Below are 24,051 nucleotides of genomic sequence, written 5' to 3'. Positions count from 1 at the left end.
TTCAGAAGTCGTCGCTGCCCATCGCCAGGTTCTCGAACTTGGTGAGGGGCTTGAGGAAGGCCAGCTTGACGGTGCCCGTGGGGCCGTTCCGGTGCTTGCTGATGATCACCTCGGCCACGCCCGGCTCCTTCGACTCCTTGTTGTAGTAGTCGTCGCGGTAGATGAACATGATGATGTCCGCGTCCTGCTCGATGGCGCCCGATTCGCGCAGGTCGCTCATCATGGGACGCTTGTCGGTGCGGCTCTCGACGCCGCGGCTGAGCTGCGACAGCGCGATCACCGGGCACTTGAGCTCCTTGGCCAGCATCTTCAGGCCGCGCGAGATTTCGCCCACGGCCGTGGCCCGGTTCTCGTCGCCCGACATGCTGGTCGACATCAGCTGCAGGTAGTCGACCACGATCAGGCCGAGGCGGCCGTACTGGCGCGCCAGCCGGCGCGCGTTGGCGCGCAGCTCGCTGGTCGACAGGCCCGGCGTCTCGTCGATGTGCAGCGACACGGTGCGCAGTTTCTCGATGGCTTCGGTCAGGCGCGGCCATTCCTCGTCGGTGAGCTTGCCGGTGCGCAGGTGGCCCTGGTCGATGCGGCCGATCGAGCCGACGATACGCACCGCGAGCTGGGAGGCACCCATTTCCATCGAGAACACCGCCACCGGCAGCCCCTCGTTGAGCGCCACGTGCTCGGCGATGTTGATCGCCAGCGAGGTCTTCCCCATCGAGGGGCGCGCGGCCAGCACGATCATGTCGCCGGGCTGCAGGCCCGAGGTCATCTTGTCGAACTCGTAGAAGCCGGTGCGAACGCCCGTGATGTCGTTCGGGTTGTCGGCCATCTCGGTCACGCGGTCGAGCAGTTCGACCACCAGGGAATCCATGCTCTGGAAACCCTGCTTCATCCGCGTGCCTTCCTCGCCGATGTTGAAGATCTTCTGTTCGGCCTCGTCGAGGATCTTGTCGACCGTCTTGCCCTGCGGATTGAAGGCGTTGGTCGCGATCTCGTCGCTGGCCGAGACCAGCTTGCGCAGGATCGAGCGCTCGCGAACGATCTCGGCGTAGCGCCGGATGTTGCTCGCGCTCGGCACGTACTGCGCGAGCGAGTTCAGGTAGACCAGCCCGCCGCTCTCGTCGGCCTTGCCGAGCGTCTGCAGCTGCTCGTAGACCGTGATCACGTCGGCCGGCTTGCTGCCGTTGATCAGGCCGCCGATGGCGGCAAAGATCAGCTTGTGCTCATGGCGGTAGAAGTCGCCGTCGACCAGCAGGTCGCCCATGCGGTCCCAGGCCGTGTTGTCGAGCAGCAGGCCGCCCAGCACGCTCGATTCGGCCTCGATCGAATGCGGCGGGATGCGCAGCTGCGCGACCTGGCGGTCGGAGGGATCGTTGTCGGCGTAGGAAGAGAAGACTGCAGACATGAGGACTCGGCTGAAAAGGAAATGCTAGGCACGGAAGGCGCCGGAGTCCATGGGCCGACCCCGCCATACACCGTTCAAGAGCGAAAAAGACTGCCCGAGTGCCAGCACCCTGTGGATAACACTGGGGATAGCCGGTGCGTGACATCCGGGAAGCTGTGGGCCGAAAAAAGCCCAAAGAAAAAAGCCGCCTTGCGGCGGCTTTTTCTTGCGGCGTCGAAACTGCGCGATCAGGCGGTTTCGCCGTAGACCGTCACGTTGATGTCGACCACCACGTCGGTGTGCAGCGAGACGCTGACGGTGGTGTCGCCCACGGTCTTGATCGGGCCGTTCGGCAGGCGAACCTGCGACTTCGCGACCTTGTAACCTTGCTTGCCCAGTTCTTCAGCGATGTCGCTGTTGGTGACCGAGCCGAACAGGCGGCCGTCGACGCCAGCCTTCTGCGTCAGCTTGACGGTCGTGCCGGAGAGCTTTTCGCCCTGGGCTTGCGACTCGGCCAGCTTGGCGGCGGCGGCCTTCTCGAGTTCGGCGCGCTTGGCTTCGAACTCGGCCTTGTTGGCGGCGGTGGCGCGGCGGGCGCGGCCCGACGGGATCAGGAAGTTGCGGGCGTAACCGTCCTTGACCTTGACGATTTCACCGAGGGTGCCGAGGTTGATGACCTTGTCCAGAAGAATGACTTGCATGCTGTGTCTCCTTCTTAGACGCGGTGCTGGTCGCTGTACGGGACCATGGCGAGGAAGCGGGCGCGCTTGATCGCGGTGTTGAGCTGACGCTGGTAGATCGCGCGGGTGCCGGTCAGGCGGGCCGGAATGATCTTGCCGTTTTCGCTGATGAAGTCACGCAGCGTGTCGATGTCCTTGTAGTCGATTTCCTCGACGCCAGCGACGGTGAAGCGGCAGAAACGCTTGCGCTTGAACAGCAGCGACTGGGTGTTGCGCTTCGGGCGCTTGTCTTTGTTGAATTTCTTGAACGTGGCCATGGAGGGACCTCTTGTCGAAAATTAATCTTGCTGAAAATCCTGGATGTGCAGGACCGGGAGCTTGCCGTTGGCCGGTGTGGAGAGGAAACCCTGGAATCGCCAGAGACTTCCCATCGACTGCTTCGCGAGCCGCTCGGCGATGGCGCCGAAGGCAACGGCCTTGAGGGCCGTCTTCACCTGCCTGGACTGTCCCGCCACCTGAAGGGTCGACTCGTGTTCGAGCTTCAGGTCGATGGCGGGCAAGCCGGCCGGGGTGAATCGCAAGGCACCGAGTTCGGCAACATGGGCGGACAGCAGAAGCTGGTTGACCCCGGTTGCCGCCGCAGCGGCAGCACTCACGCCGACATCAGTTGTTGTTGTTGGCGGCGGCGTATTCGGCCTGCTGAGCCTTGCGGGCTTCTTCGCGCTCGACCGTCTTCATCATCGACGAAGGACCGGTGTCGGCCTTCTTCTTCTGAACGGTCAGGTGGCGCAGCACGGCGTCGTTGAACTTGAAGGCGTGTTCCAGTTCGCTCATCACGGCCTGTTCGGCTTCGATGTTGACGCACAGGTAGTGCGCCTTGTTGAGCTTGTTGATCTGGTAGGCCAGTTGACGACGGCCCCAGTCCTCGACACGGTGGATCTTGCCGCCGCCGGTCGTGATCAGGCCCTTGTAGCGCTCCAGCATGGCCGGAACTTGCTCGCTTTGATCCGGATGGATCAGCAGAATGATTTCGTAGTGACGCATGGCACTCCTTGTGGGTTTCTCCCCCGGCAGACCGGAAGAAGGGGTTGAAGCCACCCGCAGCGTCGGCGCAGTGTGGCAAGGCAAAGCCGGCTATTGTAGCCATAACTTCGGGAAAACGCCAAATCGGGTGCCAGCGCGGCACCGACGACGGGCGGGTTCAGTCGTAGAGCGCCCGGTCCAGCGGCTCGGCCTTCTCGGGCCCGACCGCCGCGCGGATCTTCGGCGCCAGCGCCACGAGGTCCTCGTAGCCCCCTGCCCCTTCGACCTGCAGGTTGAGCCGCACCCCCTTGAGCCCGAGGCTGGCCGTGAGCCGCGTGGCGATGGGATAGGCGTCGGTGTAGCGCTGCTGGCTGCTGCGGCCGGAAGACGCCTTGGGCGCCACCTCGGCGGAATCCGCCGCCGGCGCCTCCGCCGCGGCGCCGCCCGGCGGACTCAGCAGGCCCAGCGACACCATCTGGTCGATGTCCTCGCGCGCGATGCCCGCGCCAGCGGCGATCACGTCGTCGACCGAACGCTTGCCGTCGAACAGGATGAAAGCGGTGCGCTGCCGCGGCGACAGCGGGACCGAGCGGTCCTTGAGGACCTGCTGGCCGGCCTCCGTCTTGACAAGAATCATGCGTGTCTCCCGACGGAATGCCGGCCGACCGCCGCCGCGAGCGGGATCGCCGCACGCCACGGAAGCTTGGGTCGATCACCGCCGCCTCGTGATGAATGTCACGAGTCTGACACCGGAAACGCCAATCCAAGAGATTGACACCAGCCTGACACGGGAATCCCCGCATGGGGATTCCCGCAGGTCGCGCCGGCTCAGCGCTGGGCGAGCTGCTGCCAGGTGTCGATCACGCTGTCGGGATTGAGCGAGATCGACTCGATGCCCTGCTCCGCCAGCCACAGCGCGAAGTCGGGATGGTCCGACGGGCCCTGGCCGCAGATGCCGACGTACTTGCCCTTGTCCTTGCAGGCCTTGATGGCACGGCTCAGCATGGCTTTCACGGCCGGGTCGCGCTCGTCGAAGTCGGCCGCCAGCAGCTCGAGGCCCGAATCGCGGTCCAGGCCCAAGGTGAGCTGGGTCAGGTCGTTCGAGCCGATCGAGAAGCCGTCGAAGTACTCGAGGAACTCGTCGGCCAGGATGGCGTTGCTCGGCACCTCGCACATCATGATCAGCTTGAGATCGTTGTCGCCGCGCTTGAGGCCGTACTTGGCCAGCAGGCCGGTCACGCGCTCGGCCTGGCCCAGCGTGCGCACGAAGGGCACCATGATCTGCACGTTGGTCAGGCCCATGTCGTTGCGCACGCGCTTGAGCGCCTCGCATTCCATGGCGAAGGCCTGGCCGAAGTCCTCGCTGAGGTAGCGCGCGGCGCCGCGGAAGCCCAGCATCGGGTTCTCTTCCTCGGGCTCGTAGCGGCTGCCGCCGATCAGCTTGCGGTACTCGTTCGACTTGAAGTCCGACAGGCGCACGATCACCTTCTTGGGCCAGAAGGCCGCGGCGATGGTGGCGATGCCCTCGGCCACCTTGTCGACGTAGAAGGCGCGCGGCGAGGCATGGCCGCGGGCCACCGACTCGACGGCCTTCTTGAGGTCGTTGTCGACGTTCGGATAGTCGAGGATCGCCTTCGGGTGCACGCCGATGTTGTTGTTGATGATGAATTCGAGCCGCGCGAGGCCCACGCCGTGGTTGGGCAGTTGCGCGAAGTCGAAGGCCAGCTGCGGGTTGCCGACGTTCATCATCAGCTGGATGTCGATCTCGGGCATCACGCCGCGCTGCACCTCGGTGACCTCGGTCTCGAGCAGGCCGTCGTAGATGTAGCCGGTGTCGCCCTCGGCGCAGCTCACGGTGACCAGGGTGCCGTCCTTCAGCAGGTCGGTGGCGTCGCCGCAACCGACCACGGCCGGAATGCCCAGTTCGCGCGCGATGATGGCCGCGTGGCAGGTGCGCCCGCCGCGGTTGGTGACGATGGCCGCGGCGCGCTTCATCACCGGCTCCCAGTTCGGGTCGGTCATGTCGGTGACCAGCACGTCGCCGGCCTGCACCTTGTCCATCTCGCTGATGCTGTGGACCAGCCGCACCGGGCCGGTGCCGATCTTCTGGCCGATCGCGCGGCCTTCCGCCAGCACGGCGCCGCGGCCCAGCAGCTTGAAGCGCTGCTCGGCCTTGCCCTGTTGCTGGCTCTTCACGGTCTCGGGACGGGCCTGGAGGATGTAGATCTGGCCGTCGGTGCCGTCCTTGCCCCATTCGATGTCCATCGGGCGGCCGTAGTGCTGCTCGATCACCAGCGCGTACTTGGCGAGCTGCTCGACCTCGTCGTCGGTCAGCGAATAGCGGTTGCGCTGCTCGGCCTTCACGTCGGTGGTCTTGACCAGCTTGCCCGAGGCCTTCTTCTCCTCGGGCGTGGCGAATTCCATCTGGATCAGCTTGGAGCCCAGGTTGCGGCGGATCACCGCGCGCTTGCCGGCACTCAGGGTGGGCTTGTGGACGTAGAACTCGTCGGGGTTCACGGCGCCCTGCACCACGGTCTCGCCCAGGCCGTAGCTCGAGGTGATGAACACCACGTCCTCGAAGCCCGACTCGGTGTCGATGGTGAACATCACGCCGGCCGCGCCGAGGTCGGAGCGCACCATGCGCTGCACGCCGGCCGACAGCGCCACCACGTCGTGGGCGAAGCCCTTGTGCACGCGGTAGCTGATGGCGCGGTCGTTGTAGAGGGAGGCGAACACCTCCTTCATCTTGTGCAGCACGTCCTCGATGCCGACGACGTTCAGGAAGGTTTCCTGCTGGCCGGCGAAGGAGGCGTCGGGCAGGTCTTCGGCGGTGGCCGAGGAACGCACGGCGAACGAGGCCTGCGGGTTGCCGGCGCTCAGGGCGGCGAAGGCATCGCGGATGGCCTTCTCGAGGTCGGCCGGGAAAGGCTGGGCCTCGACCATGGCGCGGATCTCGGCGCCGGCGGTGGCCAGCGCGCGCACGTCCTCGGTGTCGAGCGCGGCCAGGCGCTTGCTGATCTTGTCGGCCAGGCCGTCGTGGGCCAGGAACTGGCGGAAGCCATGGGCGGTGGTCGCGAAGCCCGTGGGCACGCGCACGCCCTGGGGCAGCTGCGAGATCATCTCGCCGAGGCTGGCGTTCTTGCCGCCAACCGCCTCGACGTCGGTCATTCTCAGGTTTTCAAACGGTACGACCAGGGCGGTCGCGTCGAAAAGTGCAGACATGGGAAAGCTCCAGAAGTTGAAACCTGCTGCATTCCATGCGGACGGCGCGGCACGATCGTTGTCGTTGCTCTGGGTGCGGACGCGGTGGGCATGGAAGGAAAGATACGGTGGGTGCCGAGGGGCGGAATCCCGATAATGGGGCGGATTGTAGGCGCGCCGGGGCCGCGCGCGTCGCAGGACAACACCGCCAGACCATGCACACACGAACTGTCTTCTTCGTTTCCGACGGCACGGGCATCACGGCCGAGACTTTCGGCAACGCCGTGCTCGCCCAGTTCGAGATGAAACCGCGCCACGTGCGGCTGCCCTTCACCGACACGGTCGACAAGGCCCACCAGGCGGTGCGGCAGATCAACCACACGGCCGAACTCGAGGGCGTGCGCCCGATCGTCTTCACCACGCTGGCCAACATGGACGTGCTGGAAGTGATCGAAACCGGCTGCAAGGGCATGCTGCTGGACATGTTCGGCACCTTCGTGCGCCCGCTCGAGATCGAGCTGGCGATGAAGTCCAACCACCGCATCGGCCGCTTCAGCGACGTCAGCAAGAGCAAGGAATACAACGACCGCATCGCCGCGATCGACTTCAGCCTGCAGCACGACGACGGCCAGAGCAACCGCGACCTGCAGGGCGCCGACGTCATCCTGGTGGGCGTGAGCCGCAGCGGCAAGACGCCCACCTCGCTCTACCTGGCGATGCAGCATGGCCTGAAGGCGGCCAACTACCCGCTGATTCCGGAAGACTTCGACCGCCGCCAGCTGCCGCCGGCGCTCATGCCGCACCGCAAGAAGATCTTCGGCCTGACCATCCAGCCCGAGCGGCTCAGCGAGATCCGCAACGAGCGCCGGCCGAATTCGCGCTACGCCAGCATCGAGAACTGCCGCCACGAGGTCAGCGAGGCCGAGGCCATGATGCGGCGCGCCGGCATCCGCTGGCTCTCGACCACCACCAAGTCGATCGAGGAGATCGCGACCACGATCCTGCAGGAGCTGCGGCCGGAGCGGCTGACCTACTGAGCGCCCCGGGCGGCGGCTCCTAGCCGAACAGGTACTGCACCGTCCCGTCCGCGCCGACCACGCCCTGGCACGGCATGCGCCAGACCGCCTCGATCAGCGCGGGCGCCAGCACTTCGCCGGTCGGGCCCTGGCACAACCCCCCAGGGATATCGGGCACGCCCAGCACCACCACCTCGTCGGCATAGCGCCGCGCCAGGTTCAGGTCGTGCAGCACCACCACCACGCCGACGCCCTGCCCGGCCCAGCCGCGCAGCAGCCGCATCGCGGCGTGCTGGTGGGCCAGGTCGAGCGCGGCCGTCGGCTCGTCGAGCAGCAGCCAGCGCGCGGCCCCGTCGGCGCGCGGATGCCACAGCTGCGCCAGCACCCGCGCCATGTGCACGCGCGCCTTCTCGCCGCCCGACAGCGTGTTGAGGACACGCGGCGCGAGCGCCGACACGTCGGTCAGCGCCATGGCCGCGGCGACGATCGCGTCCTCGTCGGGCGCGGGCGCCAGCCGGTGCGGATAGCGGCCCAGCGCGACCACGTCGCGCGCGCTGAAGTCGAAGGCCACCGCGCTTTCCTGCGGCATCAGCGCGCGCCGCAGCGCGAGCGCCGGCATGCCGTGGGCGCGCAGCGGCCGGCCGTCGAGCAGCACCCGGCCCGCCGTGGGCTCGCGCTGTCCCGACAGCACCGACAGCAGGGTCGACTTGCCCGCGCCGTTGGGGCCGAGAATCGCCGTCACGCGGCCGGGCGCCAGCCGCACCGAGGCCCGCGAGAGCAGCGCCTTGGCACCGATGCGCACCTCGGCATCCTCGCAACGCAGCCCCTGGTTCAGATCCGGCGCCTTCATATGCGCCCCCGGAAGTGCCGCAGCATCAGCAGGAACATCGGCACGCCGATGAAGGCCGTGAGCACGCCCAGCGGCAGCTCGGCCGGCGCCATCGCGGTGCGCGCCACCGTGTCGGCCACCAGCACCAGCGCAGCGCCCAGCAGCGCCGAGGCGGGCAGCACCACGCGGTGGTCGGGCCCGGCCACCATGCGCACCCAGTGCGGCGCGATCAGGCCGATGAAGCCGATGATCCCGGTGGTGGCCGTCACCGCGCCCACCGCCACCGCCGTGACGACGATGGCGCGCCGCTTGATGCGCTCCACGTCCACGCCCAGCAGCGCCGCCTGCGATTCGCCCAGCGCGATCGCGTTGAGCGGCGCGGCCAGCGAGGCGGCCGCCACGCAGGCCAGCAACACCGCCACGCCGACCAGGATCACCGCGCTCCAGCGCGCGCCGCCCAGGCTGCCGAGCAGCCAGAACTGCAGACTGCGCAGTTGCTCGTCGGTGGCCATCACGCTGAGGAAGCCGAGCCCGGCGCCCGCCAGCGCATTGACCGCGATGCCCGCGAGCAGCATCAGCGCCATGCGCGTGCCGCCCTCGCTTCGCGACAGCGCGTAGATCAGCAAGGTGACCGAGAGGCCGCCGCCGAAGGCCATGACCACCAGCGTCCAGCTGCCGAGCGTGCGCGGCAGCAGCGGCATGAACCAGGCACCCAGCACGATGGTCACGCCGGCCGCCAGCGCGGCGCCGCTGCTGATGCCCACCAGGCCGGGATCGGCCAGCGGGTTGCGGAACAGCCCCTGCATCAGCGTGCCCGCCATGCCCAGGCCCGCGCCGGCCGCCGCGCCGAGCACCAGGCGCGGCAGGCGGATGTTGAAGAACACCAGGTATTCGGGCGACTTGTCGGCCCCGGCGCCCTGCCCCAGCGAGGCCAGCACGTTCCAGAGTTGCGGCAGGCTGATCGCGTAGGCGCCCGAGACCGCGCCGAGCGCCAGCGCGAAGGCGAGCAGCAGCGCGCAGCCGGCCAGCACGGCCCGCGGCGGGAAGCGCTGGCTCATGCCACCGCGGCCAAGAACCTCGGATGCAGCTCGGCGATCGCCGCCGGCATGCGCGGGCCGAAGCCCAGCAGCAGCAAGGCGTCGAGCGTGACCAGCGAGCGCTTCCTGAACGCGGGCGTGAGCGCCAGTTCGGGCCGCTGCCAGAAGCGCTCGATGCCGCCATGGGCCTCGATGCTCTGGTCGCTGGTCATGACGATATCGGGCGCGGCCGTGGCCATGGCCTCGGCCGTCATCGGCCGGTAGCCCTCGAAGCCGCCGAGCGCATTGACGCCGCCCGCATAGCCGATCACCGCGTGCGCCGCGGTCTTCTCGCCCGACACCTGCGGGCTCGCGCTGTGCGAGAGCACGAACAGCACGCGCGGCTTGCGGCCCTGCGCGGCGGCCACGCGCTGCTGCACCTGGGCCCATTCGGCATCGAGCTTCACCTGCAGCGCGCGCGCCTGCGCCTCACGGGCCGCGGCGCGTCCCACCACCTGGATCTTGCGCTGCACCTCGCCCCAGCTGTGGTCGGCCTGCACGATCTCGACCTTGACGCCGGCCGAGCGCACCTGGTCGAGCACCACCGGCGGGCCCGACTCGTTGGTGGCGATCACGGCATCGGGCTTGAGCGACAGCAGCCCCTCGGCCGAGAGCTGGCGCATGTAGCCGACCTTGGGCGTGCCGCGCGCCGCGGCCGGATAGAGGCTGGTGGTGTCGGTACCGACGAGCTGGCCTTCGGCGCCGAGCAGGTACACCACCTCGGTGATCGCGCCGCTCACGGTGATGAGCCGCGGCAGTTTCTTCGCCTCGGGCGACTGGGCGAACAGGGGCAGCGCGGCGGCGCCGAGCGAGGCCGCGGCGGCGAGGCGCAGTGCGTCGCGGCGGCGGACGAGGGAGGAGGAGATGCGTTCTTCGGTCATGGAGAAAAAACGTGGGGCAAGGAGAAAAACGTCCGCGCGATCAGGCGGCCGGTGCCGCCGCGGGCAGCCGCGCGAGCCCGCGCACCAGCGTGCGCCAGTCCTCGCGCTCGGGCACGCCGGGCTTGCGCGCGCCGAAGAACATCGCCATCAGCTCGCCCTCGCCGTCGAAGGCCTCGACCGAGGTCACGTGGCCGTCGCTGGTGGGCTTCTCGACGATCCACACGCTCGCGATGCGGTCCTCGCGCAGGTGCAGGTTGAAGCCGGGGTCGAGCACGTTGAGCCAGCGCATCGGCGCGGCGTCGCCGCGCGCCGGCATCTCCATCGGCTCGACGCGCACCACCGGCCCGGTGTGGATCTGGATGCAGCCGGGGCTGCCCACGAAGACCATGATCGGCGTGCCGCTGAACGCCGCTTCCTGCAACAGGTCGCCCACCGCATGCAGCGCGGCGCGCTGCGTGAACTCGCCCTCGGCGAGCCGGAAGCTCTGCTGGCGTTCGGCATCGAACTTCTTGAGCAGGCCGAAGAACTCGTGCGTGTCCTGCATGCCGCGCCAGGCCTCGACCAGCGCGCCGGCATCGATGGCGGCGTCGGCGCGCGGCGCGGGCTTGGGCTCGGCCGGCTTGAACGCCACCTGCAGCTCCGGCGCCGCATGCGCATCGATCACCGCCTGCAGCGCGCCGCGGTCGGTGGCCTCGCGCACGAAGATCTTGTGCACCGCCAGGCCGTGCGCGTCGAAGAACTGCAGGCTCAGCGAGGACGGCACGCCGGGATTGGCGGCCGCCTCGTCCACCGCGAAGCCCGCGTGCCAGCGGCTGAAGAACAGCCTCAGGTCGATCGCCTCGCCGAGCGCGAGTCCCATGGCCTCGCCGCCCGAGAGCTTCTCGTAGATGCCGGTCTTCTCGTGCACCGTGGTCTCGTTGCGCGTGAGCGCCAGCAGCGGCCCGCAGGCCTCGAGCGACTGCAGCAGCGCCAGCCACGGCCCGCGCAACGGCGTGGCGCGCAGCGCCTTGTCGTGCGTGCCCGCATGGGCCGCGATCGCTGCGCCCTCGGCCAGCCCCATGGCCGCGGCGGCGTCCTTGTGGCGCATGCCCTTGGCGCGCAGCTCGGCGAAACGGTGGCGGATGTCTTCGGCATTCATCGTCGGTGGTCCTTCCTGGGTTGAATTCGGTGGCTCAGAAGTCGGCCACGAGCGAGACGTTGAAGCTGCGTCCCGGCTGCGTGTAGGCGTCGCGGATCAGCGCGGTGGAGGTCAGGCCGCGCACGTCGCTCCACATCCAGTAGCGCTTGTTCGTGAGGTTCGTGATCGAGGCATTCAGGCGCAGGTCGCGGTTGATGCGCCATTGGGCGCTCAGGTCCAGCGTGGTCGCCGAGGGCGTGAGGAACTGCACGCCGCCGGTGGTGATCTCGGCCCCATCCACGTCGGAGCGCTTCTTGGCCGCATGGTGCACCGCGTCGAGCCGCACCGACCAGGCCGGCGCCTTGTAGGCCAGGCCGAGGTTGAGCTTGCGCGGATCGATGGAGTTCAGCGGCCGGTTGTTGCTGCGGTCGCGCCCGCGCGTCTGGCCCCAGGCGAAGGGCACCGAGAAGCCATTGCCGTTGTCGGTGAAGTCGAGCTCGCCCTTGACCTCGAAGCCGCTGATGCGCGCGCGGCCGATGTTGACCGACTGGAAGGTGGCCGGGTTCACGCGCGAGCCGAACACGCCGCCGACCTGGCGGTCGTTCTCGATCAGGTCCTTGTAGTTGCCGCTGAAGGCGGCGACGTCGAAGTTCAGCAGGCCGGTGCGCCCGCGCACGCCGAGCTCGACGTTCTGGCTCTTCTCGGGCTTGAGGTTGGGGTTCGGGATCGTGCGGTAGCCCGAGATCGTGTTCTCGAAGAAGTTGTTGACCTGGAACGCGTTTGGCGCCTTGAAGCCCGAGGCGTAGTTGCCGTAGACGCTCCATTGCGGCGTGGCGCGGAACAGCACCCCGAGCTTGGGCGAGACCGCCGAGCCCGAGAGCGAGACGGCCTGCGCGTTGAAGCCGGCCTGCTTGGCGTCGAGCGAGAAGCGGTCGAAGCGGATGCCGGGCGTGATGCTCCAGCGGTCATGGATGAACTCGTCCTGCACATAGAAGGCCGAGGAGGTCTCGCGCGTGTCGGGGAAGCGCTTGAGCGGGTAGCTCTCGCCCGCGGGCGGCACCAGGCCGGTCTGCAGGTTCTCGACGTTGGTGCGCGCATAGTCGAAGCCGTAGGTGATCTTCTGGGCCCAGTCGCCGGTGCGCACGAGCTTGTCGGCCTGCAGGCCGAACTGCCAGGTGCTCTCGTCGTAGGTGACGTCGCGCGAACGGTCGGCGGCGCTGAAGCGGTCCTCGAAGATGTACTCACGCGACTTCGATTTCTGGTAGCTCACCGTGGCCTGCAGGCTGTCGGCCACGACCGAATTCAGGCGCAGACGCCCGTCGTAGGTGAAGCGGTCGCGCTGCAGGTCGGTGCGGGCATTGAGGCCGACCACCGAGGTCGAGGCATAGGGCGGCTTCGCGAGGCCCGACAGCAGGTCGTAGCGGCTGGTCTTCTCGATGTGCTCGAAGGTGAAGCCGTGGCGCTGGTCGGCACTGGGCGTGAGGATGACCTTGGCCAGCAGCGCCCCGCTGCGGTCGCGCTGCGGGTTGGGCGTGGTGCGGTCGGCATTGGGCGCGTTGTAGCTGCCGCGGTTCTCGAGCTCGTGCGAGCGGCCGAGGTTGGCCGAGAGCAGCCACTGCAGCGTCTCGCTGGGCTTGCCCGCGAGCGTGACGCCGGCGCGGCGGCCGTTGTCGTCACCGCTGTAGCCCAGGCTGGCGCTGCCGCCGAAGCTCTTGCCGTCGCGCAGGAACGAGGACGGATCGCGCGTGATGAAGTTGACCAGGCCCGCGAGGCCGTCGGAGCCGTAGAGCGCCGAGGCCGGGCCCTTGAGGATCTCGATGCGCTCGATCAGGCCGATGTCGAAGTAGTCGCGGCCGAAGGCGTTGGCGCTGAAGACGTAGCTGCGCGGCGTGCGGATGCCGTCGGTCAGCAGCAGCACGCGGTTGCCGTCGAGGCCGCGGATGTTGAAGCCGGCGTTGTTGTCGCGCCCGGTGTTGCCCTGCGCGAGCCCGAAGCGCGCCGGCGAGCGCTTGACCGAGACGTTCGGCAGGTCGCGCACCGCGTCGCGGATGTCGTTGATCTGCTTCGATTCGATCGTCTCGCGGTTGAGCACCTCGACGCTGACCGGCAGCGCGTCCTTCTCCTGTTCGGAGCGCGAGCCGCTGACCACGATCTCGCCGAGCGCGGCGACCTGCTGCGGGGGCGGCTGCTGGGCCCAGGCCGGCGCCGCGGCGCCGAAGCCGCTGGCGATCAGCCAGGGCAGCAGCGCGCGGCGCGCACGCACGGGTCGGGAAGAGGAAGAAGAGGAGAACGGGCGCTCGAAGCGCGAGGAACGGGTAGAGGTGGCGGCCACGAAAAAGGTCCGGCAAGCGTTGGAATGGACAACGGCTTGCTGGACCTCGGCGCAGCGGAAACTGCGCGGCTGACCTGGCTGGCGGCGGGAGGCTCGGTTCTCTTTTCTTGGTGTTCTCGCCGCGATGCGCGGCGTGCGAGCCTCTGAAAACTATTTTATGAGAATAATTCTCATCTGACCGCCGATGGACCCACTCAAGCTGGGGCTGAAGTGCGGATCAGGTGATCGAATGCACCGAGCGCCGCCTTCGCGCCGTCGCCGGCCGCGATGATGATCTGCTTGAACGGCACCGTGGTCGCGTCGCCCGCGGCGAACACGCCGGGCACCGAGGTCTGGCCCTTCGCGTCCACCACGATCTCGCCATGCTTCGACAGTTCGATCGTGCCCTTGAGCCAGTCGGTGTTGGGCACCAGGCCGATCTGGATGAACACGCCCTCGAGTTCGACGCGCTTGGCTTCGCCGGTCGCGCGGTCCTTGTAGACCAGGCCGTTGACCTTCTGGTCGCCGGTGATCTCGGTGGTCTGCGCGTTGGTGAACACGTCGACGTTCTTCAGGCTGTGCAGCTTGCGCTGCAGCACGGCGTCGGCGCGCAGTTGGGTGTCGAACTCGATCAGCGTGACATGGCCCACGATGCCGGCCAGGTCGATCGCCGCCTCGACGCCCGAGTTGCCGCCGCCGATCACGGCCACGCGCTTGCCCTTGAACAGCGGGCCGTCGCAGTGCGGGCAGTAGGCCACGCCCTTGTTCTTGAACTCGTGCTCGCCGGGCACGTTGATGTTGCGCCAGCGCGCGCCGGTCGAGATGATCACGGACTTGCTCTTGAGCGACGCGCCGCTCTCGAGCTGCACCTCGATCAGGCCCTCGCCCGGAATCAACGCCTTGGCGCGCTGCAGGTTCATGATGTCGACCTCGTAGTCGCGCACGTGCTCCTCGAGCGCATGGGCGAACTTCGGTCCCTCGGTCTCCTTGATCGAGATGAAGTTCTCGATGCCCATGGTGTCGAGCACCTGGCCGCCGAAACGCTCGGAGGCCACGCCGGTGCGGATACCCTTGCGCGCGGCATACACGGCCGCCGCGGCGCCCGCGGGGCCGCCGCCGACGATCAGCACGTCGAACGGGTCCTTGGCGGCGATCTTCTTCGCTTCGCGCTCGACGCCGCTGTTGTCGATCTTCGCGAGGATCTCTTCGAGGCTCATGCGGCCCTGGCCGAACTCGGTGCCGTTGAGGAACACGGTGGGCACGGCCATCACCTGGCGTTCCTTCACTTCTTCCTGGAAGGTGCCGCCCTCGATCATCGTGGTGCGGATGCGCGGGTTCTGCACCGCCATCAGGTTCAGCGCCTGGACCACGTCGGGGCAGTTGTGGCAGGTCAGCGAAACGTAGATCTCGAACTCGAAATCGCCGTCGAGCGCCTTGATCTGGTCGAGCACGGCCTGCTCCACCTTCGGCGGGTAGCCGCCGATCTGCAGCAGCGCGAGGATCAGCGAGGTGAATTCATGGCCCATCGGCAGGCCGGCGAAGCGCGGGCCGTGGTTTTCGCTCGGGCGGTTGACCGAGAACGAGGGCTTGCGGTGGTTGTCGTCGCGGCTTTCGCTCAGGCGGACCAGCGGCGAGGCTTCGGCCACGTCCTTCAGCAACGACAGCACTTCGTCCGAGGCCTTGCTGTCGTCGAGCGAGGCGACGATCTCGATCGGCTGCGTGGCGCGGTCGAGGTAACTCTTCAATTGGGCTTTGGTGCTGGCGTCGAGCATGAGGAACTCTCTTTCGATAACTGGAAACTATCAACTGGGGACAAGAAAGCCCGGGGGCCTCGTGAGCGCCCGGGCTTTCGCGCGGAGCGCCTTAGATCTTGCCGACGAGGTCGAACGACGGGGCGATGGTCTTGTCGCCTTCATTCCACTTGGCCGGGCAGACTTCGTTCGGGTGGGCGGCGGTGTAGACCGCTGCCTTGAGCTTGCGCAGGGTTTCCTTGACGTCGCGGGCGATCTCGTTGGAGTGCACTTCGGCGGTCTTGATGATGCCTTCGGGGTTGATCACGAAGGTGCCGCGCAGTGCCAGGCCTTCTTCGGGGATGTGCACGCCGAAGTTGTTGGTCAGCGTGTGGGTCGGGTCGCCCACCAGGGGGAACTTGGCCTTGCCCACGGCCGGCGAGGTGTCGTGCCAGACCTTGTGCGAGAAGTGCGTGTCGGTGGTCACGATGTAGACCTCGGCACCCAGCTTCTGGAACTCGGGGTAGTTGTCGGCCGCGTCTTCGACTTCGGTCGGGCAGTTGAAGGTGAAAGCCGCCGGCATGAAGATCAGCACGGACCACTTGCCCTTGAGCGTTTCGTCGGACACATCGATGAACTTGCCGTTGAGGTAGGCCTGGGTCTTGAAGGGCAGGACTTGGGTGTTGATCAGGGACATGAAGATTCCTTGGATGCTGCGGGTGGAAAAATAAGTGCGAGCCATGAGTATAGCTACCAATATTGTATTTTTGATAGCCAAGAGCTATTAAAAGTATTGGGAGCCGCTATGTTTGCGATGGGCTCGCCGCGTCTCAATGCGAACGTGTATCGCCATCACACGCATGCAGACCGCGAATGCATGGCTTTGCTTGCGCCGGCCTCCCCCGCCCTCCGACAATCGCGGCCTTTACTGCTTTCATAAGAAGGAAAAACACCATGAAGGGCGATCCCAAGGTCATCGAGCATCTGCAGGCACAGCTCAAGAACGAGCTGACTGCGATCAACCAGTACTTCCTTCACTACCGCATGCTCAAGCACTGGGGCCTCGACAAGCTGGCCAAGAAGGAATACGAAGAATCGATCGGCGAGATGAAGCATGCCGACAAGCTGATGGACCGCATCTTCATGCTCGACGGCCTGCCGAACCTGCAGGACCTGGGCAAGCTGAACATCGGCGAGGACGTACCCGAACTGCTGCGCTGCGACCTCGGTGCCGAGACCGGCGCGCAAGCCACCATCAAGGACGGCATCGCGCATTGCGAATCGGTGCGCGACTACGTCTCGCGCGACCTGCTGCAGGAAATCCTCGACGACACCGAGGAGCACATCGACTTCCTCGAGACCCAGATCGACCTGATCGACCGCGTGGGCCTGCAGAACTACCTGCAGTCGCAAATGGGCGAGATCGAGTAAGTCTCTCCTTCGCATTTCACGGCACGCGACAACTGCGGGACCTCGGTCCCGCTTTTTTTTGGGCGTGCGTTTGGCCTTTACCAAACTTCACACGCTATCCAATTAATAGCATAAGACAAAGGATTTACCTTAGATTCGACAGGATCGCCCCCTTCGGCAAGGGTCGAACCCGATTGCCAAACGAAATCAATTCTCATTTGCGCGCCTAAAATGCCGGCCGCCAATGAATGCCGCCTCCCCCGACAATCGCCGCCGCGCCTACTGGCTCAAGACCCTGCACGAATGGCACTGGGTCAGCTCCGCCATCTGCCTGATCGGCATGGTGCTGTTCAGCGTCACCGGCTTCACGCTCAACCACGCGGGGCAGATCGAGGGCAAGCCGCAGGTCACGCGGCTGCACGCGACCGTCGACGAGGCGCTGCGCACCCGCCTCGAATCGGCCATGGGCGAGGTCAAGGCGAACACGGCGGCCAAGGGCAAGGCCGCGCTGCCCGCCGAACTCCAGGCCTGGGTGCGCCAGCGCTGGGACATCGACACCGCCGGCCGCGAGGCCGAATGGTCGGACGACGAGATCTACCTGTCGCTGCCCCGCCCCGGCGGCGACGCCTGGCTGCGCCTGAGCCTGGCCGACGGCGAGGCCGAATACGAGCGCACCGACCGCGGCTGGCTCTCCTATTTCAACGACCTGCACAAGGGCCGCAACACCGGCACCGCCTGGAGCTGGTTCATCGACATCTTCGCGGGTGCCGCGCTGGTCTTCTCGATCACCGGCCTGTTCATTCTCAAAATGCATGCGGGCAACCGCCCTTTCACCTGGCCGATGGTGGGCATGGGGCTGGTGGTGCCGGTGCTGCTCGCGCTGCTTTTCATCCACTGACTTTGGTTTCGTCCGTTTCGAAGAAAGAGGCCCCTCTCGTGCACATCCGCTACTCGCTCGCACCGCTCGCCATGTCGGCGCTTTTCGCCGCGCCGGCCTTTTCGGCCAGTCTCGGCGTCAACATCGAGGTGCCGCGCCTCAACGTGTCGGAATACCACCGCCCCTACATCGCGACCTGGATCGAGCGCGCCGACAACACCGTGGCCGGCACGCTGGCGGTCTGGTACGACGTGCGCACCAAGACCAACAACCCCGAGGGCGAAGGCACCAAGTGGCTCAAGGACATGCGCCAGTGGTGGCGCCGCGGCGGCCGCGACCTGTCGGTGCCGATCGACGGCGTGACCGGCGCGACCAAGCCCGCGGGCAAGCACCAGTTGAACTTCACCGACGGCAGCGCGCCGATGCCGCAACTGGCGCCGGGCAGCTACAAGCTGGTGGTGGAAGCCGCGCGCGAAGTCGGCGGCCGCGAGGTCGTGAGCATCCCGTTCCAGTGGCCGCCAACCAGCGCCTCGCAGCCGAGCGCTTCGGGCAAGGAAGAACTGGGCGAAATCAAGCTCGAGCTCAAGCCCTGACCGCCACATCGCCCCGCACCTTCGCCGCTCACCTCCAAGGAATCGCCATGAACACCCTCCGCCTGCGCGCCGCCGCCATCGCCGCCGCCTTCCTCGCCATCGCCCCGCTGTCCCAGGCGCACAACGCCTGGCTGCTGCCCTCGGGCACCGTGTTCTCGAAGGCCGACACGGTCAGCGTCGATGCCGCGGTGTCGAACGACCTGTTCGTCGCCAACCATGCGCCGCTGCGCCTCGAGGGCCTGCAGATCACCGCGCCCGACGGCAGCGCCGTCAAGCCCGAGAGCGAAGCCAAGCTCAAGCAGCGCAACGTGTTCGACGTGCCGGTCGCGCAGCCCGGCACCTACCGCATCGCCGTGATCAACGGCGGCGCCTTCGCGAGCTGGAAGGACAAGGCCACCGGCCAGAACAAGCGCGCGCGCGGCACGCCCGACACCATCGCCAAGGAGATCCCGGCCGATGCGCAGGACGTGACCATCACCCAGTCCTCGGGCCGCATCGAGACCTTCGTCACCGTCGGCAAGCCCTCGGCGCTGAAGCCGATCGGCCAGGGGCTGGAGCTGATCTCCGCCGGCAGTCCGACCGACCTCGCCAAGGGCGAGAAGGCGAGCTTCACGCTGCACCTGGACGGCCAGCCCGCCAAGGACCTCGAAGTGACGGTGACCGCGGGCAACACGCAGTACCGCGACAAGCTCGAGGAGTTCAAGGTCAAGACCGACGACAAGGGCCAGTTCAGCGTGACCTGGCCGAGCGCCGGCATGTACTGGCTCGACGTGTCCACGCGCGACGGCAAGACCACCGTGCCGAACGCCAAGGAACGCCGCCTGAGCTACGCGGCCACGCTCGAAGTCATGCCCTGACCGCCTTGGGCCTTTCCTTCGCCTCCCGCGGTTCCTGGCACGGCGGCTACGCCAACGCGGCCGTGCCGCGCCTCGCCGATCCGGCCCGCCTGCACCAGCTGGCCGGCCGGACCATGGGCACGACCTGGTCGCTGCGCTTCGACAACCCCGGCATGCGTCCGCTGGCCGAGGTGCGCGAGGCGGTCGAATCGGCGCTGGCGCGCGTGATCGCGCAGATGAGCCACTGGGAGGCCGACGCCGGGATCTCGCGCTTCAACCGCGCGCCGGCGGGCACGCGGCACACGCTTCCGGCCGAGTTCGCGCGCGTGATGGCCTGCGCGCTGCAATGGGCCGAGGACAGCGGCGGCGCGATCGATCCGACGGTCGGCGCACTGGTGGCCAGTTGGGGTTTCGGCCCCGATGCAAACGATGGCCCCATCGACACGGACGCTCTTGAAGCGGCACGCGAGCGCACGGGCTGGCGAAAGCTCGCCTTCGAAATGGCCGATGACGCAACGGCCACGCTGACCCAACCCGGCGGCTTCGCGCTCGATCTGTCGGGCATCGCCAAGGGCTTCGCGGTCGATCACGGCGTCGAGGCCCTGCAGGCGCTCGGCCTCGAGGATTTCCTGTTCGAGATCGGCGGCGAGCTGCGCGGCGTGGGCCGGCGCCCCGGCGGACAGCCGTGGCGCGTGCAGGTCGACGGCGAACTGCCCGCGCCGGTGCGCGTGGCGCTCGACGGCCTCGCGATCGCCACTTCCGGCGATCGATGGCACCAGCGCGAGCACGCAGGCCGCCGCTGGTCGCACACCATCGATCCGCGCAGCGGCGAGCCCGTGCCGGCCGGGCTCGCGAGCGTCACCGTGCTGCACGCGCAGTGCATGCAGGCCGATGCGCTGGCCACGGTGCTGACGGTGCTCGGACCCGAGGAAGGCTTCGTCTTCGCCGAGGCGCGCGGCATCGCGGCGCTGTTCGTCGCGCATGCGACGCAGGGCGACGAAGCGCCGAGCCTGCGCGCGACGCCGGCCTGGACCGAACGGACCGCCTCGGCATGAACGAGACGCTGCTGCGCGCGCTGGCCGCGGGCTCCACCGTGGCCGCCTACGGCGCGATGTGCCTGGCGATCTACACGCGCGAACGCCGCGCTGTCGCGGCCACCGCGCGCGCGGCGCAGGCGCTGGCGGGCGACGGCACGGTGCCTCCGACCCTGGTGCTGTTCGCCAGCCAGACCGGCCAGGCCGAAGCCATCGCCTGGCAGACCGCGCGCCGCCTGCGCGCGGCCGGCACGCCGGTGCGCGTGATGGAACTCAATGCGCTCGACGCCGCCACCCTGCGCGACGCGCGGCAGGCGCTGTTCGTGGCCAGCACCTATGGCGAAGGCGATGCGCCCGATGGCGCCAGCCTGTTCGCCGAAAAGGCGATGGCCGAGCAAACCGATCTCTCCGCGCTGCGCTACGCGGTGCTGGCCCTGGGCGACCGCCAGTACGCGAACTTCTGCGGCTTCGGGCGCCAGCTCGACGACTGGCTGCAAGGCCATGGCGCGACGCCGTCCTTCGCGCGCGTCGAGGTCGACAACGGCGATCCCGAGGCGCTGGCCGCGTGGCATGCGCGATGGGGAGATGCCGAGGTCGCGCACGACGAGGAAGAAAGCCGCGCCTTCGCTCCGTGGCGTCTCGCGCATCGCAACCTGCTCAATCCCGGCAGCGCGGGCGCGCCGGTCTTCCTGCTCGGCCTGGTGCCGCAGGCCGGTGCGATGCCGGCGTGGGACTCGGGCGACCTGGTGCAGATGGCGGCCGCGAGCGATCCATCGCGGCCGCGCGATTACTCGATCGCCTCGCTGCCCGCCGATGGCGAGCTGCAGTTGCTGGTACGGCAGGAACAACACCCCGACGGCACGTTGGGCATGGCGTCGGGCCATCTGACCTCGACGCTGGCCATCGGCGACACGGTGGCGCTGCGCCTGCGCGCGCACCGCGGCTTCCGCCTCGAGGGCAATGCTTCGCGCCCGCTGATCCTGATCGGCAACGGCACCGGACTGGCCGGCCTGCGCGCCCACCTGCGCGCGCGCATCGCGGCGGGCCGGCACGAGAACTGGCTGGTGTTCGGCGAGCGCCACGCGGCGCACGACTTCCTCTGCCGCGACGAGATCGAGGGCTGGCAGCGCGAAGGCGCACTGAGCGAACTCGACATGGTGTTCTCGCGCGACCAGGCCGAGCGGCTCTACGTGCAGCATCGGCTGCTGCAGCGCGCCGATGCGCTGCGCGAATGGCTCGCGCGCGGCGCGGCCGTGTACGTGTGCGGCAGCCTGCAAGGAATGGCCGCGGGCGTGGATGCAGCGCTGCGACAGGTGGCCGGCGAGGCGTTGTGGGCCGAGCTGGTCGGCTCGGGGCGCTACAGACGCGACGTCTACTGAAGCCCTCGGCGGCCGATGCCGCCTAGCATTGTTGCGACCCTGTCAACAATTTCCACAGAATTAGCAGTTGCATCACTGCAACAAAGTATCTACTTTACAAAGCCACAGAGGCATATTCCAGCAAAAGTACTCAGTGTTCGTATTGATAAACATTATCATTTGACACGGTTTTTACTTCTGCCCTCCCGCAGTTCGCTCACCCAGCCAGCCCGCCAGTGCTTCCGCAAGCACGCGCGCAGGGCATCGCCAGTCGAGTTCTCAGGGCGTTTTTTCCTTTTTCGAGAACCTTCATGGCCACCTCCTATATCAAGAGCCGGAAGCACGCCGTCGCGCGCGCCGTTCCCCAGGTCTCGGGCGCCGCAGCCGCCACGCTGATCGCCCTCTCTGCCCCTGCCATCGCCCAGCAGCAGCCCTCGCGCGTGCTGCCCGAGATTCGCGTCGAGGGTTCGGTCGCCGCCGACTTCAAGGCCGACACCTCGGCCAATCCCAAGTTCACGGCACCGCTGGTGAACACGCCGCAGACCGTGCAGGTCATCAAGGAGCAGGTGCTGCGCGACCAGGGCGCCACCACGCTGACCGAAGCGCTGCGCAACACCCCCGGCGTGGGCACCTTCTTCCTCGGGGAGAACGGCAACACCAACACGGGCGACGCGGTGTTCATGCGCGGCTTCGACAGCTCGAGCGCGATCTTCGTCGACGGCATCCGCGACATCGGCTCGATCTCGCGCGACACCTTCAACATCGACCAGGTCGAAGTCGTGAAGGGCCCCTCGGGCACCGACGTGGGCCGCACCTCGCCCACCGGCTACATCAACCTCGTGACCAAGAAGCCCAAGCTCGACGACAGCTTCACGGGCTCACTGGGCTTCGGCAGCGCCGACTTCAAGCGCGGCAGCATCGACTGGAACAAGTCGCTCAGCGGCGAGAACGGCATCGGCGCGGCCTTCCGCCTGAACGCCGTGGCCGAGGACGCCGGCGTGGCCGGCCGCGATTTCGTGAAGAACAAGCGCTGGGCGGTCGCGCCCTCGCTGGCCCTGGGCCTGAACAGCCCGACGCGCTTCTTCTTCGACTTCGTGCACGTCGAGCAGAACAACATTCCCGACGGCGGCGTCCCCACCATCGGCCTGCCCGGCTTCTCGACGCCCGACACCAAGCGCGGCTACCTCAACTACGCCTCGCGCGTGAACTCGAAGAACTTCTACGGCACGAGCTCGGACTTCGACCACGTCACGACCGACATGTTCACGGCGCGCGTCGAGCATGACCTGACGCCGGACATCACGATCCGCAACACCACGCGCTATGCCAAGACGCAGCAGGACTACCTGCTGACCTCCTTCATGGGCAGCACGGCCAACCTGCTGACGCCCAACCAGTTCGTCCCCCTGGGCTGGACCATCGCGCGCAGCTCGCCGACCAACAAGGACCAGGAAAACACGATCTTCACGAACCAGACGAACGTGAGCGCGAAGTTCAACACCGGCAGCGTGGGCCACACGCTCAACGCCGGCGTGGAACTGATCCGCGAAAAGCAGGACTCGGTGGGCTACTACGGCCAGAACGCCAAGGTCTTCAACGTTCCGGGCTTCTCCAACAGTGGCGCCTGGCCGGCCGCCAACCTGTACGCGCCCAACCCCTACGTGATCGGCTACAACCGCATCCCGAACGGCACCACCACCTCGGGCGAGACCACCACCGTCGGCGCCTACGTGTTCGACACGGTCAAGTTCAACGAGCAGTGGATGCTGACCGGCGGCCTGCGCTACGACCACTACTCGACCAAGTTCGACTCGACGGCGCTGAACGCCACCAGCGGCGTGCTGACCCCGACCAACCTCAAGCTGTCGGACAGCCTGTGGTCGGGCAAGATCGGCCTGGTCTACAAGCCGACCGAGAACGGCAGCGTCTATGCCGCCTACGGCACGGCAGCGCAACCGCCGGGCGGCTCGAACTTCCAGCTCGCCGCGGGCGGCACCGGCAACAGCGCCGCGCGCACCGACTTCCTGCCACAGAAGGCCAAGACCTACGAGCTCGGCACCAAGTGGGACGTGCTCAACAAGCACCTCGCCTTGACGGCCGCGCTCTACCGCACCGACGTCAGCAACGAGGTGGTGCAGGACTCGGTCTCGCAGCAGTACTACCAGACCGGCAAGAAGCGCGTGCAGGGCATCGAGCTCGGCGTGTCGGGCGCGATCACCGACAACTGGGGCGTGACCACGGGCTTCACGACGATGAACACCCGCGTGCTCAGCGGCCCCTCGGTGCTGGCCGACGGCTCGACCGCGCTGGCCTACACGCCCAAGCGCGCCTTCACGCTGTGGACGACCTACCAGCTTCCGTTCGGCCTGACGATCGGCGGCGGCGCGCGCTACAACGGCAAGCTCTACCGCGGCACGGACGGCGCGGTCGGCACGCCGGCCTACGTCGAGTCGTACTGGGTGGTCGACGCCATGGCGTCCTACCGGATCAACAAGAACGTGGACCTGCAACTCAACGTCTACAACCTGTTCGACAAGGACTACGTGGCGGCCATCAACAAGTCGGGCTACCGCTACACGCCGGGCACGCCGCGCTCGTTCAAGGTCACCGCGAACTTCGCGTTCTGATCGTTCGCCACGGCGCGCCGCCGGCCGAGCCCGGTGCGCCGCGGTGCGACACTCGAGCCCCGGCCCGCGCC

Annotated in this window: 22 protein-coding genes; 8 read left to right on the top strand and 14 right to left on the bottom strand. The window is 67.6% G+C overall.

All coding sequences use genetic code 11. The features are described from left to right. Position 1: 1 nt before the first annotated feature. From dnaB to ppsA, 7 genes are all read right to left on the bottom strand, one after another. Positions 2 to 1,402 carry a replicative DNA helicase gene (dnaB, locus tag AC1HIL_RS14870; protein ID WP_422097444.1) on the bottom strand — a complete coding sequence of 467 codons (1,401 nt, stop codon included), beginning with the start codon at positions 1,400 to 1,402 and terminating at the stop codon, positions 2 to 4. Between the two features lie 227 nt (positions 1,403 to 1,629). Beyond that, positions 1,630 to 2,082 (bottom strand): 50S ribosomal protein L9, encoded by a 453-nt coding sequence (rplI, locus tag AC1HIL_RS14865; protein ID WP_057595982.1) that lies wholly within the window; start codon positions 2,080 to 2,082, stop codon positions 1,630 to 1,632. Positions 2,083 to 2,096: 14 nt separating this feature from the next. Continuing rightward, positions 2,097 to 2,378 carry a 30S ribosomal protein S18 gene (gene rpsR, locus AC1HIL_RS14860; RefSeq protein ID WP_007830781.1) on the bottom strand — a complete coding sequence of 94 codons (282 nt, stop codon included), beginning with the start codon at positions 2,376 to 2,378 and terminating at the stop codon, positions 2,097 to 2,099. A gap of 21 nt (positions 2,379 to 2,399) precedes the next feature. Further along, on the bottom strand, positions 2,400 to 2,717 hold the full coding sequence (gene priB, locus AC1HIL_RS14855) for a primosomal replication protein N (RefSeq protein WP_479672091.1): 318 nt from the start codon (positions 2,715 to 2,717) through the stop codon (positions 2,400 to 2,402). A gap of 7 nt (positions 2,718 to 2,724) precedes the next feature. Next, entirely contained in the window at positions 2,725 to 3,105 is a 381-nt protein-coding gene (rpsF, locus tag AC1HIL_RS14850) for a 30S ribosomal protein S6 (RefSeq protein ID WP_057595983.1), read from the bottom strand. Positions 3,106 to 3,262: 157 nt separating this feature from the next. Continuing rightward, complete coding sequence (locus AC1HIL_RS14845) at positions 3,263 to 3,721, bottom strand: hypothetical protein (RefSeq protein WP_057595984.1); 459 nt, start codon at positions 3,719 to 3,721, stop codon at positions 3,263 to 3,265. A gap of 191 nt (positions 3,722 to 3,912) precedes the next feature. Then, positions 3,913 to 6,306, bottom strand: coding sequence for a phosphoenolpyruvate synthase (ppsA, locus tag AC1HIL_RS14840; protein WP_057595985.1), 2,394 nt, complete (start codon positions 6,304 to 6,306; stop codon positions 3,913 to 3,915). Positions 6,307 to 6,500: 194 nt separating this feature from the next. On the opposite strand from ppsA, the gene ppsR reads away from it, so the two are divergent. Beyond that, a complete protein-coding gene (ppsR, locus tag AC1HIL_RS14835) occupies positions 6,501 to 7,322 on the top strand; it encodes a posphoenolpyruvate synthetase regulatory kinase/phosphorylase PpsR (protein ID WP_057595986.1) in 822 nt (273 codons plus the stop codon). Positions 7,323 to 7,341: 19 nt separating this feature from the next. Here ppsR and AC1HIL_RS14830 read toward each other — a convergent pair whose 3' ends face one another. The 7 genes from AC1HIL_RS14830 to ahpC form a co-directional block, all read right to left on the bottom strand. Continuing rightward, the gene (locus tag AC1HIL_RS14830; protein WP_479672090.1) at positions 7,342 to 8,151 is read right to left on the bottom strand and encodes a heme ABC transporter ATP-binding protein; all 810 of its coding nucleotides are present in this window, start codon (positions 8,149 to 8,151) and stop codon (positions 7,342 to 7,344) included. Further along, positions 8,148 to 9,188: a FecCD family ABC transporter permease gene (locus tag AC1HIL_RS14825; protein ID WP_479672089.1), complete on the bottom strand. Its 1,041-nt coding sequence runs from the start codon at positions 9,186 to 9,188 to the stop codon at positions 8,148 to 8,150. Before AC1HIL_RS14825 ends, AC1HIL_RS14830 begins: the two co-directional genes overlap by 4 nt. Beyond that, the gene (locus tag AC1HIL_RS14820; RefSeq protein ID WP_479672088.1) at positions 9,185 to 10,087 is read right to left on the bottom strand and encodes a heme/hemin ABC transporter substrate-binding protein; all 903 of its coding nucleotides are present in this window, start codon (positions 10,085 to 10,087) and stop codon (positions 9,185 to 9,187) included. Before AC1HIL_RS14820 ends, AC1HIL_RS14825 begins: the two co-directional genes overlap by 4 nt. A gap of 40 nt (positions 10,088 to 10,127) precedes the next feature. Further along, positions 10,128 to 11,225 carry a hemin-degrading factor gene (locus AC1HIL_RS14815; RefSeq protein WP_479672087.1) on the bottom strand — a complete coding sequence of 366 codons (1,098 nt, stop codon included), beginning with the start codon at positions 11,223 to 11,225 and terminating at the stop codon, positions 10,128 to 10,130. 34 nt (positions 11,226 to 11,259) lie between these two features. Continuing rightward, positions 11,260 to 13,536 (bottom strand): TonB-dependent hemoglobin/transferrin/lactoferrin family receptor, encoded by a 2,277-nt coding sequence (locus tag AC1HIL_RS14810; RefSeq protein WP_479672086.1) that lies wholly within the window; start codon positions 13,534 to 13,536, stop codon positions 11,260 to 11,262. Positions 13,537 to 13,730: 194 nt separating this feature from the next. Continuing rightward, complete coding sequence (gene ahpF / locus AC1HIL_RS14805; protein WP_261213592.1) at positions 13,731 to 15,287, bottom strand: alkyl hydroperoxide reductase subunit F; 1,557 nt, start codon at positions 15,285 to 15,287, stop codon at positions 13,731 to 13,733. Between the two features lie 91 nt (positions 15,288 to 15,378). Then, positions 15,379 to 15,942 carry an alkyl hydroperoxide reductase subunit C gene (ahpC, locus tag AC1HIL_RS14800; RefSeq protein ID WP_057595992.1) on the bottom strand — a complete coding sequence of 188 codons (564 nt, stop codon included), beginning with the start codon at positions 15,940 to 15,942 and terminating at the stop codon, positions 15,379 to 15,381. Between the two features lie 257 nt (positions 15,943 to 16,199). Between ahpC and bfr the strand changes: the two genes are divergently transcribed. The 7 genes from bfr to AC1HIL_RS14765 all read left to right on the top strand — a co-directional run bounded on the left by bfr (position 16,200) and on the right by AC1HIL_RS14765 (position 23,980). After that, positions 16,200 to 16,676 carry a bacterioferritin gene (gene bfr / locus AC1HIL_RS14795; RefSeq protein WP_057595993.1) on the top strand — a complete coding sequence of 159 codons (477 nt, stop codon included), beginning with the start codon at positions 16,200 to 16,202 and terminating at the stop codon, positions 16,674 to 16,676. A 223-nt stretch (positions 16,677 to 16,899) separates the two neighbouring features. Further along, the gene (locus AC1HIL_RS14790) at positions 16,900 to 17,553 is read left to right on the top strand and encodes a PepSY-associated TM helix domain-containing protein (RefSeq protein WP_057595994.1); all 654 of its coding nucleotides are present in this window, start codon (positions 16,900 to 16,902) and stop codon (positions 17,551 to 17,553) included. A 71-nt stretch (positions 17,554 to 17,624) separates the two neighbouring features. Continuing rightward, on the top strand, positions 17,625 to 18,125 hold the full coding sequence (locus AC1HIL_RS14785) for a DUF2271 domain-containing protein (RefSeq protein ID WP_296741434.1): 501 nt from the start codon (positions 17,625 to 17,627) through the stop codon (positions 18,123 to 18,125). A 47-nt stretch (positions 18,126 to 18,172) separates the two neighbouring features. After that, positions 18,173 to 18,982 (top strand): DUF4198 domain-containing protein, encoded by an 810-nt coding sequence (locus AC1HIL_RS14780; RefSeq protein WP_296741391.1) that lies wholly within the window; start codon positions 18,173 to 18,175, stop codon positions 18,980 to 18,982. A 5-nt stretch (positions 18,983 to 18,987) separates the two neighbouring features. Then, positions 18,988 to 20,016 carry an FAD:protein FMN transferase gene (locus tag AC1HIL_RS14775; RefSeq protein ID WP_479672085.1) on the top strand — a complete coding sequence of 343 codons (1,029 nt, stop codon included), beginning with the start codon at positions 18,988 to 18,990 and terminating at the stop codon, positions 20,014 to 20,016. Next, positions 20,013 to 21,374 carry a sulfite reductase subunit alpha gene (locus tag AC1HIL_RS14770; RefSeq protein WP_479672084.1) on the top strand — a complete coding sequence of 454 codons (1,362 nt, stop codon included), beginning with the start codon at positions 20,013 to 20,015 and terminating at the stop codon, positions 21,372 to 21,374. The genes AC1HIL_RS14775 and AC1HIL_RS14770 overlap by 4 nt, the downstream gene beginning before the upstream one ends. A gap of 290 nt (positions 21,375 to 21,664) precedes the next feature. Further along, complete coding sequence (locus AC1HIL_RS14765; protein WP_422097462.1) at positions 21,665 to 23,980, top strand: catecholate siderophore receptor Fiu; 2,316 nt, start codon at positions 21,665 to 21,667, stop codon at positions 23,978 to 23,980. Positions 23,981 to 24,051 lie beyond the last annotated feature (71 nt).

Source organism: Variovorax sp. ISS6 (genome assembly GCF_056523145.1).
The sequence above is the reverse complement of the archived record's forward strand: the minus strand, read 5'-3'. Positions and strand labels throughout refer to the sequence as shown.